Annotated in this window: 11 protein-coding genes; 5 read left to right on the top strand and 6 right to left on the bottom strand. The window is 44.9% G+C overall.

What is annotated here, in order from left to right; translation table 11 throughout:
• Window positions 1-329: 329 nt before the first annotated feature.
• Genes FHW88_RS24565 through fdhD form a run of 3 tightly spaced genes read right to left on the bottom strand, consistent with a single transcriptional unit; the run spans window position 330 to window position 4,033 of the window.
• Window positions 330-2,642 (bottom strand): FdhF/YdeP family oxidoreductase, encoded by a 2,313-nt coding sequence (locus FHW88_RS24565; protein WP_176628294.1) that lies wholly within the window; start codon window positions 2,640-2,642, stop codon window positions 330-332.
• A 4-nt stretch (window positions 2,643-2,646) separates the two neighbouring features.
• Window positions 2,647-3,000: a DUF7009 family protein gene (locus FHW88_RS24570; RefSeq protein ID WP_176628295.1), complete on the bottom strand. Its 354-nt coding sequence runs from the start codon at window positions 2,998-3,000 to the stop codon at window positions 2,647-2,649.
• The gene (fdhD, locus tag FHW88_RS24575) at window positions 2,984-4,033 is read right to left on the bottom strand and encodes a formate dehydrogenase accessory sulfurtransferase FdhD (RefSeq protein ID WP_255485425.1); all 1,050 of its coding nucleotides are present in this window, start codon (window positions 4,031-4,033) and stop codon (window positions 2,984-2,986) included. Before fdhD ends, FHW88_RS24570 begins: the two co-directional genes overlap by 17 nt.
• 133 nt (window positions 4,034-4,166) lie before the next feature.
• Here fdhD and FHW88_RS24580 point away from each other — a divergent pair, with 133 nt between their 5' ends.
• Both FHW88_RS24580 and FHW88_RS24585 read left to right on the top strand, forming a co-directional pair.
• Window positions 4,167-5,489, top strand: a complete 1,323-nt coding sequence (locus FHW88_RS24580; RefSeq protein WP_176628296.1) for a cytochrome ubiquinol oxidase subunit I — start codon at window positions 4,167-4,169, stop codon at window positions 5,487-5,489.
• Between the two features lie 10 nt (window positions 5,490-5,499).
• On the top strand, window positions 5,500-6,534 hold the full coding sequence (locus FHW88_RS24585; protein ID WP_176628297.1) for a cytochrome d ubiquinol oxidase subunit II: 1,035 nt from the start codon (window positions 5,500-5,502) through the stop codon (window positions 6,532-6,534).
• Window positions 6,535-7,161: 627 nt separating this feature from the next.
• Here the strand turns inward: FHW88_RS24585 and FHW88_RS24590 are convergent.
• The 3 genes from FHW88_RS24590 to FHW88_RS24600 are packed head-to-tail and all read right to left on the bottom strand — an operon-like array spanning window position 7,162 to window position 11,104.
• Entirely contained in the window at window positions 7,162-8,691 is a 1,530-nt protein-coding gene (locus tag FHW88_RS24590; protein ID WP_176628298.1) for a hypothetical protein, read from the bottom strand.
• Between the two features lie 13 nt (window positions 8,692-8,704).
• Window positions 8,705-9,772 carry an HlyD family secretion protein gene (locus FHW88_RS24595; RefSeq protein WP_176628299.1) on the bottom strand — a complete coding sequence of 356 codons (1,068 nt, stop codon included), beginning with the start codon at window positions 9,770-9,772 and terminating at the stop codon, window positions 8,705-8,707.
• 9 nt (window positions 9,773-9,781) lie between these two features.
• Complete coding sequence (locus tag FHW88_RS24600; RefSeq protein WP_176628300.1) at window positions 9,782-11,104, bottom strand: TolC family protein; 1,323 nt, start codon at window positions 11,102-11,104, stop codon at window positions 9,782-9,784.
• A 477-nt stretch (window positions 11,105-11,581) separates the two neighbouring features.
• Here FHW88_RS24600 and FHW88_RS24605 point away from each other — a divergent pair, with 477 nt between their 5' ends.
• The 3 genes from FHW88_RS24605 to FHW88_RS24615 all read left to right on the top strand — a co-directional run bounded on the left by FHW88_RS24605 (window position 11,582) and on the right by FHW88_RS24615 (window position 15,182).
• Window positions 11,582-12,577 (top strand): aldo/keto reductase, encoded by a 996-nt coding sequence (locus FHW88_RS24605; protein ID WP_176628301.1) that lies wholly within the window; start codon window positions 11,582-11,584, stop codon window positions 12,575-12,577.
• A gap of 241 nt (window positions 12,578-12,818) precedes the next feature.
• Window positions 12,819-14,033, top strand: coding sequence for an MFS transporter (locus FHW88_RS24610; RefSeq protein ID WP_218117293.1), 1,215 nt, complete (start codon window positions 12,819-12,821; stop codon window positions 14,031-14,033).
• A gap of 255 nt (window positions 14,034-14,288) precedes the next feature.
• On the top strand, window positions 14,289-15,182 hold the full coding sequence (locus FHW88_RS24615) for an alpha/beta fold hydrolase (RefSeq protein WP_176628302.1): 894 nt from the start codon (window positions 14,289-14,291) through the stop codon (window positions 15,180-15,182).
• Window positions 15,183-15,201 lie beyond the last annotated feature (19 nt).

Consider the following 15,201-nt stretch of genomic DNA (forward strand, 5'->3'; position numbering starts at 1 on the left):
TCTTCGAAATCATCCAATCAATGGATGATTTTGCAATTGCTGCCAGAATGCAGCGTTTGGGCAAAGCAAAAAACCCAGGTCATTAGATGGTTAATCATTCAGGTCGGGCAGGACGATTGGGTTTCTGACTGATGCCCGTGCCTTTATGAAACCATAGGCACAATATATCCTTTGGTAAGTTTGCAGCTAAATAGCAAAAACAGGTCGAAACTTTGGAACAAAAATAATAAAAGTCGATGGATCGCAGAATTCAGATAAAGATCCGCCCATATAGTCACCAGCGAATGCCGGTGACTGTTAGGATCGGAAGTGTATAAGGCTGAGGTTAGTTATGGGACATGTTTCTTTATTTTGATAACCACGCGCTTTGAAGCCGGCATATTGCTTTCGCCGACAGTATTATTGATGGAAACCAGCACATTTGTTTCAGGAAAGTAGGTGACGGTGTTGCGTTCAGGGATTGGATAAGCAACGATGATGAATAGTTTAGTGACACGCTCGATACCATCGTCGTAGTTGAATAGATCAACAAGTTCGCCGTTGACAAATCCGCCACGGTCAATATCTTTTTGGTTCATAAACACTACACGCCGCTCATTGTGAATTCCCCGGTAACGGTCCTCAAGTCCGTAGATGGTTGTATTGAATTGATCATGGGTCCGCGTAGTGGCCATCATGTACTCATCATCTGCCAGGTGCGCGTATAACAGGGGCGTTACGGTGAAGGAGGCCCTGGTACTATCGGCTTTGGAGGAAAATTTTCCTTCCCGAGGCAGATTCGGCAGGTAGAAGCCGCCTTTCTGTCGCACCCGTTCATTGTAATTATCAAACCCTGGGATACATTTTTCAATAACATCGCGGATATCATCGTAGCTATTCATGTACCGGTTCCAGTCAATCACGGACCGATCCCTGAGTGTTGCCATCGCCATTCGGCAAACAATATGCGTTTCATTAATCAGTTGATCCGAGATCGGCTTCAAGATTCCCTTCGATGATTGTATTACGCCCATGGAATTTTCTGTACTGATGAACTGTGCTTCGCCATTTACGATGTCCAGATCGCTTCTGGAAAGTGTCGGCAGGATCAGGGCTTCCTGTCCGTGGACCAAATGGCTCCGGTTCAGCTTAGTTGAAACGTGTACGCTTAAATTTAACTTGCGTAAACCTTCCGCGGTATAATAGGTATCCGGTGCCGCTGAAAGAAAATTTCCGCCCATTCCGAAAAAGGTTTTCGCACGCCCGTCATGCATGGCTTTGATGGCGTTGACGACGTCGAAGCCATGTTTTCGCGGCGGTTCGAACCCAAAAACGTCCCTGAGCCTGTCAAGTTGCTCGGTTGTTGGCTTTTCATTGATCAGCATGGTGCGGTTGCCCTGCACATTACTATGTCCGCGCACCGGGCAAACGCCGGCACCCGGCTTGCCGATGCTGCCCTTCATCAGCAGGATATTGACAATCTCTTTCAGCATTTCCACCCCGTTGGGCTGTTGTGTGAGCCCCATTCCCCAACAGAAAATGATTCGTTTGCTGCGGGCGAACAAATCTGCGGCTGCTTCGATATCAGCAACGTGTAAACCGGCTTCTGCCGCGAGATCCGCCAGCTTGAATTTTTCAAACTGATGAACGAACCCTTCGTAACCTACGGTATTTTTGTTGATAAAATCATGATCGAGCACTTGACCCGGGTTGTTTTTTTCTTCTTTAAGCAACAACAGTTCAATGGCTTTTAAAAGTGCCATGTCCGTATTGATCTTCACGGGGAGGTAAAGGTCTGCTAATTGTGCGCCGGTACCCAAAATTCCGTTGAGGTGCTGCGGATTCCGGAAGCCCATCATGCCGGCTTCGGGAAGCGGGTTTATTGCGAGGATTTTCGCGCCGTTTTTTTTTCCCGTTTCAAGGGCGCTCATCATCCTCGGCGCATTCGTTCCCGGATTATGTCCAATGATGACGATAAGGTCGGTATGATAGAAATCTTCCAATTTGACAGTTCCCTTAGCAATACCGATAGTAGGATCCAAAGCGGTCCCGGATGTCTCGTGGCACATATTAGAACAGTCCGGCATGTTGTTGGTGCCAAACTCTTTTGCAAAAAGCTGGTATAAAAACGAAGTTTCATTACTGGTACGGCCGGAAGTATAGAACAAGGCCTGGTCCGGTGATTCCAGCGAATTGAGATGCACTGCGATTTTGGCGAAGGCATCATCCCAGGTGATAGGTTGGTAATGTGTACCGCCTTTGGGCATAAACATCGGTTGCGTAAGCCGGCCCAGTCGCCCGATTTCGAAATCGGTCAATTTGGCCAGATCGAAAACAGAATTTTTGGCAAAGAATTCCGCCGTCACCTTTTTTGTGGTCGCTTCTTCTGCTAAAGCCTTAGCACCGTTTTCACAATATTCGCCGACCGGAGATCGGTCGTCGTCCGGATCCGGCCAGGCGCAACTCGAACAATCGAAGCCACCTTTCTGATTCATGGACAATAAGGCCCGTACTCCACGGAAAGGTATTCCCTCTTCGACGACGTCACTTAAGGCGGCCAGCACTGCAGGAATTCCAGCTGCCCATTTTTTGGGACCGGTTGAGGTAAGTTTCAGTAGTTTAACCGGCGGTTCTGCAGCCGGCAGTTTCTCATTTTCTTCCATATTATTAACATTTTAAAGGATCAGGATGCGGGTAGTTATCACTTTGATCTTCATCGGTTTGATCTATACATACAAAATCCTTTTCCACCAACAGGAAAAGCTTTTCATGATTCGCTTTAAATCCCACTTTATCTGTGTCATTCAATTCCCTGATCATCGCTTCGGGCATAGCTATCTCAATCGTGCCTCCGTTAAATGATGCGGTAAGCAAAGGTGCTCTTGTAACACGTATAGAATAATTGAATTGCATTGAGCCAAAGTCCACCTCTTCTGTTAAGAATTTTTCCTCGGCCAAACGGCTTACTTCCGAACGGCTCAGCCGGTACCGTATGGAGTTTCCTCTAATCCTGATTTTCATAAATTGAAAAATTGATTCTTTTTTGGTGCGTATAAATATTAAACCTGTCGTTTTTCAGAAATCCGATCAGCGTTATGTTGAATTCTTCGGCAAGCGTTACCGCAAGACTTGAGGGAGCGCCGATAGCGGCAACGATAGTTACGCCGCCCATAGCTGCTTTTTGAATAAGTTCAAAACTTGCACGGCCGCTTAATAGCAAGCCGTACCTTTTCAGCGGCAATAAATTCATCTGTAAAGCAGTGCCGATAAGTTTGTCCAGCGCGTTGTGCCGTCCAACGTCTTCTTTTAACAGGATGAGTTCACCTGAATCATCAAAAAGCGCGCAGGCATGTAATCCTCCAGTTTCCTGGAAAATTTCCTGTTGGCGGCGTAATCTTGAGGGCAGCTCCATCAGCGTGTCCAACGACCAGCAGACATATTCATCTTCTGCTGACGGCTCAAAAACACTGACAGTTCTGATGGCGGCGATCGATCCCTTACCGCAGACCCCGCAACTGGATGTGGTATAGAAATTCCGGTCTGCCTGGCTGATGTTAGGCGTTATCGACTCTTGTAAATTTACCTGGATGGTGTTCTCCTTATTTTCCGCACAAGCGAAACCCCGTAATTCGACTGACCGGATATCTGATGCAGCGCGGATAATACCTTCCGTAAACAAAAAACCTAAGGCAAGCTCCGTGTCGTTTCCCGGGGTACGCATGGTTACAGATATATTCCTGATCACCCTTTCTTCTCTCTGGTTGAAGGCCAGGCGAATCTCCAGGGGCTCTTCAACAGCCAGAAAGTCAGCCAGCGGATTAACTTCGTTGCGGGTCATTCTGATGACCTCCAGGGGCATGATGGAAAGGTTACGCGCAGGGATCATTTGTCTACAGTAGATTAATTGCCAGTCATGGTTATCCATCACGAACAAGCTGCACAATAGTAGGATGGTTTTTGACACAAAACATTGATTTATATCAAAAAAATTAGCGGGTTTTGTGAAACTTAATTCAGGAAATGGGGATTCGCAACCCGCAATGTCATTTTCCATTTACATATATCAACGTTTTTTTTTGACTTATGTCATTTCCCCCCTTTGCGCGGGCGCTTACCTTGCATTGAGGTCGGCAGACTGATCTGCAGTTTCTTAAATGCTACAATATATATCAACTAATCAAACGACAATGGATGACTTAACAGCCGCAAGGTCCCAAATGGCGCTTTCCCTGGGATTTCACATTATCTTTTCCTGTATCGGTATGGCAATGCCATTTTTTATGGCTCTGTCACACTACTTATGGCTTACCCGAAAAAAGGATGTGTACCTGCATATTACCAGGGCCTGGAGCAAGGGTGTAGGGATATTTTTCGCCACCGGGGCGGTTTCAGGAACGGTTTTAAGTTTCGAAATGGGACTGTTATGGCCTAATTTCATGAAGCACGCCGGCCCGATTTTCGGACTCCCTTTTTCGCTGGAGGGCGCGGCCTTTTTTATAGAAGCGATCGCACTTGGCTTTTATCTGTACGGCTGGAATAAGCTCAACCGCTGGTTTCATTGGTTTACCGGCTTAATGGTTGGCATCTGCGGAGTGACTTCAGGCATACTGGTTGTTTCTGCCAACAGCTGGATGAACAGTCCTTCAGGCTTCACCTACAGGAATGGTCAGTACCTAAATATTGATCCGGTTAAAGCGATGTTTAATGATGCCTGGTTCACGGAAGCTGTTCACATGACAATTGCTGCATTTGCAGCGACCGCATTTGCGGTTGCAGGCGTTCACGCCTGGCTGATCCTTAAAAAGAAAGCTGTCTTATTCAATACTGCCGCATTTAAAATAGCGATTTGCTTTGGTGTTATTGCAAGTCTCCTGCAGCCGCTCAGCGGCGACAGATCAGCCAAGGGAGCTGCGAAACGGCAACCTGTAAAGCTGGCAGCCATGGAAGCCCACTTCAAAACAGGATCCGAGGTGCCATTGCTTATCGGTGGGGTTCCGGACATGAAAAATCAAACCGTTCACGGAGCCATTGAAATTCCGGGGGGATTAAGTTTCCTGGTTAACGGAGATTTTAAGTCGGCTGTCAAGGGGCTTGACCAGTTCCCGCAAAAAGATCAGCCGCCGGTAGCTGTTGTCCACTATGCCTTCCAACTGATGGTTGGTCTAGGTTTGCTGATGGCTTTCCTGGGACTGCTTTTCCTGATTGCACAGTATTTCAAAAAAAACTGGCTCGACAGCCGCTGGTTCTTCTGGCTGTTTGCGCTGGCTACGCCCGCTGGGTTCCTGGCTGTTGAAGCTGGATGGACCGTAACAGAAGTTGGCCGTCAACCCTGGATTATTCAGGGCGTTCTGCGCACTACGGATGCGGTTACGATTATGCCAGGTATTATCTACTCTTTCTATCTTTATACGGCAGTCTATGTTACCCTGGCCGTTACGGTTATCTTCCTCCTTTATCGCCAAATGAAAATGGTGCCGGTATTATATGACATTTCTATTGTTAATTTATAATCCAGATATTATGTTGACTATTGTTGTAATATTTTTATGGGCCGCTATACTATTGTATATGGTAACCGGCGGAGCGGACTTTGGTGCCGGGATTGTTGAATTGTTTACCGTTTCAGTCAATCGTAAACAACTGCGCGGATTTATGTCCCGTGCAATGGGGCCAATCTGGGAAGCGAATAATATGTGGCTTATTATCGCCATCGTTATTCTTTTTGTAGGTTTCCCATCTTCTTATTCATTCATGTCCACGTATCTGTATATTCCGTTAACCGGAGTACTGCTGGGAATCATTGGCAGGGGTACTGCGTTTGCCTTCAGGAATAACGATGCCGTTATTGATAAACTCCAATTGGTTTACAATTTTATCTATATTACTTCGAGTATTTTAACGCCATTTTGCCTGGGATTGGTGGCTGCAAGCCTTTTTTCAGGTACGATTGACCCGGAGGGTAAGTCTTTCGCCGACGTTTTTGTGTTCGGCTGGCTCAATTGGTTTACGATATCGGTCGGCCTGTTTACGGTAGCCTTGTGCGGTAACCTGGCCTCGCTTTATATGATCGGTGACGCGGACAATGGCCCCGATCGCTTTAAATATGTAAAAACAGCGGCCGGTTTTACAATCATTACGCTGATTTTAGCCGTTAGCGTTTACATGATTGCAAAAAATTTCCGTATCGTTATTTTTAAAGAGGTGATGGCTCAAACGATTGGTCTGATTGGCGTAGTCTTGGCAATCGTTTCATTTATCACCATGTGGGTGTCGATCTTAAGGAAACGAACCGTGTGGATTCGAATCCTTGTTGGTTTTCAGGTCTTTGTTTTGCAGGCCTTTCTATTTTGGCATCGGTTCCCAACCATCATTGTCACCAAATCCGGACTAAAATTTACCGTGTTCGATCCGCTTGTGCAGCCCATGACTATTCATATACTGGGTATTGCCTTATTGGCGGGGGGCTTAGTTATCCTACCCTCCCTGATTTATCTGATATTTGTATTTGAGTGGCACATCGGTGATAGGGAAAAACAACCATTTAAAAGCGATTAGAACGCTGAAGGCGGTGAAATACTATGCGAATTATCGGGTTTTTAACGGCATTTGCAGTGAAATCATTCCCACAGAGCGTCAGCCCATGGTTTAAAGTTCACCGGTCCGGTACGGCTGATGAGCCATTATGAAATATAACGTTTACTTTGATTATTAGTCGCCGTGGAGATCAATATCAATCGTATTACTAGAGGAGGGTGCTTTGCGCAAAAAGACATCGTATACATTTCAACTGCAATCGCCCGGCTGAAGGGCTCAGATAATTTTTTATTACAAAAGACGGCGCTGCATACAATTATTTGATAAAAGGCATGCTGAGACCGTAAGTATTATCTCCGTTTACCCAAGTACTTTTCATCGCTCCTGCACGCGGATCAGGGATGGACAGAACGAAGCACAAATAAGAAAATCTTCGCCTGGAGCCCTTTAATATTGGGATCTGAGCTGCTGAGATGCGGAAATTAAAAGCCCGGAAGTTTAACATGAGTAGACAGCTTACATCTGGTACTAAAATTACGTTAGAATTGAACTACGGTAAGTTGTCAAACCTTTTTCAATAAGCGTAAGATCATTAGGGCATAAATCTATGAGTCACTGTGTTTTGCGTTTTATGCTCCAATCCTGAGCTCAGTCCCAAATCTGCACGGTGTGAAACGGTCTCAGCCGCTTGTTGTATAGATATAGCAGACGAATGGTCAGGAAAATAATTATCAGGATTCCAAGGATGACCATATCGCCCGTGATTTCCTTGGCGGCATTAAGTGAGGCTTGCAACTGGATCGTATCAGTATAGACACCTGGCGCTTGAAACTTATCGCTCTGGAAAACGTTCGCGTCGATCAGGCCGCTTAGGTATTCCAGGTGACGTATTTTTTGCGCATACAGGAAGTAAGTGTAAATCGACGTGAATACGCCGGTACCAAGAAAAGAACGTATCAGTATCCCTGCACCGACTACGGCAAGAACGTTGGGCAGAGTATGTCCGTGGGTGAAATACAGACCTATCGAAGTAAAAAGTATGCTCAGGGACATTCCTTTGAGTATAGAAGGAACCCAAAATTGCTGCATCGCAAAATTAACCCCATAATTGTGATACATAATGGCATAATGACACACACCGAGGGAAAATCCGATAATGATCAGCAAATGCGGGCTGTAAGATCGGTAATACCAGTAATAGCAGATCGTGGCACCTGCAAATATGCCCGGGATCATAAATAAAGCAACCTCCCAGGTGCTGATATTTTCATACTTTAAACCACTGAAAGTGAAAGTATTTTGCAACGTGAGCGGCGTAAATATTCCGATCAGAAAAAATAGGAACAGGCCCAGACGGAAGCTCGGCAACTTAAAAAAGTTCAAATCAAGCAGTGGCCTTTTGAGTCGAAGCTCCCGTTTTATGAACAAAAGAAAACAGATAGTCAACACAAAGATCGCTGCTTTTATCTTGTCCGAAACCAGGCCGTCTTCAACTTTGCTGTAAACAATGACGTAGTTTAAAAGCATACATGCGCTTGCCAGCAGGACTAATCCTGTCCAATCCATTTGGTATAATGGAACTTTGTGCTTCAATGGATGTGCTTCGGCAAACAGGATAGTTCCAATAATGCTGAAAAGTATCAGGACCAGCAAAATTATGTTAGCATACCGCCAGTCATAACGATAAGCGATCTGAGCGGTTAGCCAGGCATTAGCATAGATCCCCCCAAGGGCGGAAAAATAAACAAAGGGATATAATTTGCTGGTGTCCTGGTTCTTGCTCCAGATGTTCAGCCATCTGAAAAAGAGTTCTACTACTCCCGGAACTTTTGTTGCCCCCAGCACAAGGCATGTAAGAACGGTCAATTCCGGGCTATTGGTACTCGTGCAAACAACATTCGTTAGTAACAGCATCACCAAGCTGAACAACAGCAGCCCCTTGTTCGTGAAACGCGAGCGTATACGAAAGCTAATTAAAAAGCCCAGTGCTATACCAATGTATACGGCGTTATAAGAGGCAATATATGGCTCTGTATATACACCTAAATTGCTTGAGGCTGCGATGATATTTCCAGGGTAAACGCCATTGGCAATCAGGAGTAAAGTGTAAGTTAACGTCAGAAAAGATAAGCGGACCCATTTCGGTACCCAGTCATAAAATAACTCGTAAAATTCCATTTCTTTTATTTTGTCAGTTGGCCAGACGGACTTCAACATTCATTCCGGCACGTAGCAAGGGTAATATTTCATTATCACCGCGGTATCTGATGATTTCAATTCTCACAGGGACGCGCTGCCGCACTTTTACAAAATTCCCCGTAGAATTGTCAAGTGGTATACCGGAATAACGTGAGCCGGTTGCCTCCGATATCGCTGTTACCCTTCCCAAAATCTGACGGCCTCCAAGTGCATCAATTTTCAACTTTACTTTCGTGCCAATATGCAGACCCGGCAGCTGGGTTTCCAGGTAATTGGCAGTTATCCATTTGTCATCGTTCCTGACAAATGATAATAAATTCTGGCCAGCCTGTAAAAGCTGGCCTTCCTGTATAATCCTGCGGCCGGTATACCCGCTATAAGGCGCGGTGATGATGGTATAACTCAGGTTTAATTTTGCCATTTTCAATGCAGCAAGCGCATGTTTGATCTCCGCCTCGGCAGTTTTAATCCTGGTTGACGATTCATTTGCCGACAACGCAGCGGTATTCTTTTGCCTGAAAAGCGCTGTGGTCTGTGCCCGAAGTGCTTCATAATCAGATTTTTTAAGGTCGTATTGCTGCTGAGTTGCAGCACCCTCGACCAACAGATTTTCATAACGGTGCAAGTCTTTTGCTGCATTAGTCAACCTTGATAGGCTGGCTGAGACATAAGCTGAGGATACAGCGATATTGCTGGATACCGTCTTAACAGCCGAAACCGCCACATCGCTATCGGCCAGTGCTGAAAGGTAAGCCGCTTCCGCAGACTCTGCCTGGATCTTGTATTCCCGGTTGTCGATGGTGACCAAGGTGTCACCTTTGCGAACCAACTGGTGCTCCCGGAAATATACCTTATCGATATAGCCAGCCACCCTCGTATTTATAGGATTGATGTATTCCTCCACCTGTGCATCGTTTGTATAAAGGTCGTTACCAAGATCAAAATAAGTTGAAACGCCCCATACAATGGCAGCACCGGCCGCCAATATTAGCAGGCTGTTCACCATGATGACCACCCAGTTCTTCTTCGGTGGAGCATTTTCTCTTGTTGTATCGCCCATGTTTTAATATTATAGCGTTCCAATATGGTTTAGCAGCTGACAGTAGATATAAATAACAGTGATCCTAGCGGTCGTAACCTTTATTTCCGCTTCGATTTTTGTGTTGGCTGCATCGATCATGTCTGTCAGCAGTGAAAGCTGGTTGAAATATTTTTTCTCGACGATCCGGTAATTCTCTTCTGCTGAGCGTAGGTCATCGGTTAAGGTAATCAGGTCTTCTTTTGCCTGATTATATTTGATATAATCACCTTTTATCGACACCTCGACATTCTGCCTGGTCAATGCTTCTTCGAAACGGGATTGCTCCAGCACGATCTCTGCACTTTTTATTTTTTTTGGCGACTGGTAGATAGCCGAGATGTTAAATCGAATATTTACGCCCGCCCGCCAGACATTGTAGTAAATGTCCGCTGCAGGTACTGTATTAATGAAAGGGCGCTGGAGTACAGATCCTGCAAACAAGCTGATCTCCGGATAAAGGTCACTTCCCTGTAGTTTAATGTTAGTTTCCTGTAATCGATTTTTAACTTCGGCAATTTTAAGGTCATGGTTAGCACTATTTGCCTGGCTAATAAAATCGGAAAGGGTCCCGCCGGTAGCAGTTCGTTGTAATAAAGCAGGGTCTGGCTCCAGTCTGGCAGAGTCAGGCAGGCCAATGATCATATTGAGTTGTTGATTAAGTATCCGGATATCATTATTAACGCTTCTAAGCGTTAATTGTAGATCAGAAATAGTTAATGCTGTCCGCAAGACGTCGTTTTGGGTAACCATTCCCTGTTTGAACATCGTATTGACGTTTTTTAGCCGTTCTCGCGTCAGTATAATGTTGTTCTCATAAACTTTGGTCGCATTCATGAGCCGGTAAATATCCAGATACCTGGCCGCCACAAGCAGTTTAATATCCTGCTGATTTTTTGCCTGCGCTAAAACTGCGATCTGCTCCTCCAGTGTTGCACTTTTGATTGAGTTACTGATAGCTTTACCTTTAAAGATAATTTCTGAAGTTTGTGCAGTGAGGGAGGTTAAATGATGCGGGATAGGTGATACTCGATGACCAGAAAAGGATGGATCCCAAATATCTGAGTTGCTGACATATCCATATATCAATCCTGAGGCAATTTCCGGTAGCCTTTCCGACCGGGCGATAACAAGCTGCTGATGTGCCTGCTGGGTATTGGTTCCTGAAACTTTTAACTGGTAACTTTTCAACAAAGCGCGTCTGAAAGCATCTTCCAGGGTCAGAGGGCCATGCTTCAAAGAATCCTGTCCAAAAACAAGTTGCATTTGAAGCAACAAGGTGATGATCAGTAAAAGTTTATAAAGATGATTCATAAATTTGTCATCGTCCTAACGCGTAAGTGTACAGAGGCCTAGGGGTAAAGCAAGAGCGGCCAGTTACCGTTCTTAACCGCACCATGGGCCCCTGTTAGTATCAATCACTTCTGTATGTATACCGGACCTCTGTTCTATCTCCAAAATTGGCGCTTAGGCACTTGCCAAAACATGATCTATCGCAAAAAAAAACGTTGACAAAAGTCAATGTTTTGAAGGTAAATCTTTATAGCAGGGTGCTATGCCCATATATTTAAATTTCCATAGCCTTTCAATGCTTGTACGTGGTCCTTATGGTTGGCTTGTATAATCACCATATTACTGATTCAAAAACGTGAGATAGCCTTAATATCACTAGGTTGACCTATCATATTTTTGATATGAGGTATTATTCATGTGATTTTGTTTTAGGCTGTTGCGACTCGAGCTTTGGGTAAGTATTAGAGAAGCCATCATTAATCAATAAATTGTTATATCATGGAATATAGAAAATTGGGCAAAACGGATCTTGAATTATCGGTCATCACTTATGGAAGTTTCGGCATTGGCGGCACCATGTGGGGTGGAACTGAAAAGAAGGACGCTGAAGAGGCAATTGTTGCTTCTCTGGACTATGGTATCACTTCTATTGATACGGCGCCTTTTTACGGCCTGGGTTTGAGTGAAAGAATGATAGGTGATGTGATCAAAGGCAGGGACCGCTCGAAAATCCAGTTGCTGACAAAATTCGGAATGGTCTGGGACGGCAGTAATCGTGGAAGGGGCGATTTCTTTTTTAATGTTGATAATGATGGTAAAAAATACCCGGTATATAAGTTTGCTGGAAAAGACAATGTGATCAAAGAAACCGAAGAAAGCCTTCAGCGCCTTGGAACAGATTACCTTGATCTCCTGCAATTACACTGGAACGATTCTACAACCCCCATCGACGAAACGATGGAGGCGCTACAAAAATTAATCGATCAGGGAAAGATTCGGGCAGCAGGGGTTAGTAATTATACCAAAGCACAAATGGAAGTAGCGGAAAATAGCGTCCTTTTAGCTTCCAATCAGATGCCTTACAGTATGTTAAATCGGGATATAGAAGCCGATGTGATCCCTCATGCCATTCAAAACCAAATCGGAATTATTGCTTACAGTCCTTTAGAACGAGGCCTGCTGACTGGTAAATATTTTGAAGGCGCTCAATTAAGTTCTGACGATCACCGGAACGGCTATTTTGCACAATTTAACATGGGTAAAGTGAAGATCTTTTTAGAGACCATCGAACCGCTGGCAAACGAAAAGGACGCAACATTAGCCCAACTAGTGTTACGCTGGACAACCTTACAACCGGGAATTACCATAGTACTGGCCGGTGCCAGGAACTCCGCTCAAGCCATCAGCAATGCCAGAGCAATGAACGTTGAACTGAGTAGCGATGAATTGGCGTACATAAACCGCGAATTGGCTAAAGTGACGGCTTATACCTAATAGAAACGTCGGACAACAAGAAGTAACGGCTGCTGACCATATTGGCGTAGCCGGTAAAGCTATTGGTTATGAATTTGAAATTAACAGAGATCTCCAGGCTTAGCAAACGTTAGTGAAGGTCTGGTAGTCATGTGTACATAATCTACAATAGCTTTTGCTGGATTTTAACTAAAAGCAGGTAAATGATCCGGCAAAGAGCAGGATGTTCGTATTGTTCCAGAATGTCTTTTAATAATATGACATGGAAAAAGGATTATACGCACTTGCAACCGGTGCCTTTGCTTTGGGCATGACAGAATTTGTGATGATGGGAATCCTGCCGGATGTGGCCAGGTCATTAAATATCAGTATTCCGAGTGCCGGCCACCTGATCTCTACCTACGCCCTCGGTGTAGTAGTTGGCGCTCCCTTGCTTACCTTCTGGCTTCAGCGTATTCCGCCCAGGTGGGCATTGATTATCCTCGCGACCTGGATCATGGTGGGAAATACCTTGACGGCAATAGCTTCAAGTTATTACCCCATGATTTTCCTTCGTTTTTTTTCAAGCATACCTCATGGCGTTTATTTTGGCTACGCATCGGTGGTTGCCGGGAAAATGGTAGATAAGGATAAAGCTGCACAGTCGGTGGCCTTTGTCTTTACCGGGCTGACCATTGCCAATATCATCGGGGTGCCAATTGGGACTTACATTGGAAATCTGAACTGGAGGCTCACCTTTGCAATTGTAGGTGTTTTGGGTCTTCTGACCATAATCGGCGTACGATATAACATTCCGGCGCTCGATGCTGATAGCAGGGGCGACATAAAGAAAGATTTCTCTATTTTTAAAAACGCAGAACTGCTGATGGTTATCGCCATAACGACGATGGGTACCGGTTGCTTCTTCGCCTGGTACAGTTATATTGCACCGCTGTTTACCGAGGTGGCGAAGTTTGAAACCATCAATGTAACCTACCTTATGGTGGTAGCAGGAGCTGGCATGACTGTTGGAAATCTGGTCGGAGGAAAATTGGCGGATCATTACGATCCCTTGAGCGCGGTAATGATCTCTCTTTCACTATTGATGATTGTATTGCTCCTGTTGGTTTTTGTGTCGGCCGATAAGGTCATGGTAACCATTATGACCTTTATAATAGGCGTCGTCACGTTTGCTATTGTTCCACCCGCACAGATCATGATGATGAGGTCTGCAAAGGAAGCTGAAATGTTAGGTTCAGCGATCGGGCCTGCCTGCTGCAATGAATGTAGGCAATGCTTTGGGAGCTTACTTGGCTGGTTTGCCTTTAATCTTCGGATATGGCTACACGGGTCCGGATTTGGTAGGAGCGATCCTGGCATTGATTGGGCTGTTCCTTGCGCTACTGGTTCCTCGTTACCGAAAGACTGCAATGCTGATACCCTGATAAATATATTTACAGTAACAGACCTGATCAAGCCGGTATTGAGACGGCATTGACGCAGATTGTTTTGAAAAATCAAGACACCTTTAAGGCCACAGATGTACTGATGATAGATAAGTGCATTTGTTTAGCCTGATTCTAAAATACGATTATTTATCGCGACTTCGGCTAGAAGGGCCCCGAATTTTTATTAGGTGGTCGAAGTGGTTTGCCCCTGAGCGATTTATTAACCCAGGTGAATGGTTTTGAAAACATCATCTGTGATTTTTGCAGTCCGAAATGTTTTTTCGGTCAATGTTAAAAGTACAGAAATGAAAGAAAAATTAATGATTTTATGGGTGTTACTGATTCCTCCGCTAACCTCACTTGCACAAAAAAATTATGTTATCCGCTCACACGATGGTGTTAACCTGCAGGTTAATGAATACGGCCAGGGAGCACCTGTTATTTTGCTTGCCGGTGGCCCCGGTTTTAATGCCGCTTACCTGGAACCTATTTGGAAAGCGCTGCCAGATTACAGATTTATCGTACCTGATCAGCGCGGCACGGGGCATTCTTCCATGAGCAAGATTGACTCAGGGCAGATGCTTGTTGACAATTATGTTGAAGATCTGGAGCTATTGAGAAAACATCTCAACCAAAATAAGATTGTCTTTGTCGGCCACTCCTGGGGTGCAATGCTGGCATTTGCCTACGCAGCAAAATACCCCGAAAATGTTAACAGGCTGATACTACTTGGACCTGGTGGGGTTACAAAAGACTTTTTTAGCTATTTTAACAGCAATATCAAAATGCGTCTCCGCGAAGATGATTTAGCTGAGGCTAAAGAAGGTAAAACTCTTGCGAATAACCTTAAAGCTATTTGGCCGGGATATTTTTTTAACCGTGAAAGTGCACTTGCTACAAAAAAACTTGTGGATACGAATCTTGCTAACCACAATGCTGCAAAGATAAACAGGTTTACGCTGAATGATTATAATAAAACGAGTGCGTCAAGAGCCGAAAGCCTGCGTAGGTTCAGAGCTCCTGTTTATGTGATACAGGGAAGGCAGGATCCTGTTGGCGAATCAACTGCTTATGAAACGAGGCGTATCATGCCGCAAACCCAGATTTTTTTCATTGAGAAATGCGGGCACCTTCCATGGCTGGAGAATGAAGTGACAGCCGCACGATTTTATGAATTGATCAGAGCCTCACTGCATTAAACAACCCTGTTTTTAGCCT

Origin of the sequence: Mucilaginibacter sp. SG538B, assembly GCF_013376065.1 — a bacterium.
Lineage (GTDB): Bacteria > Bacteroidota > Bacteroidia > Sphingobacteriales > Sphingobacteriaceae > Mucilaginibacter > Mucilaginibacter rubeus.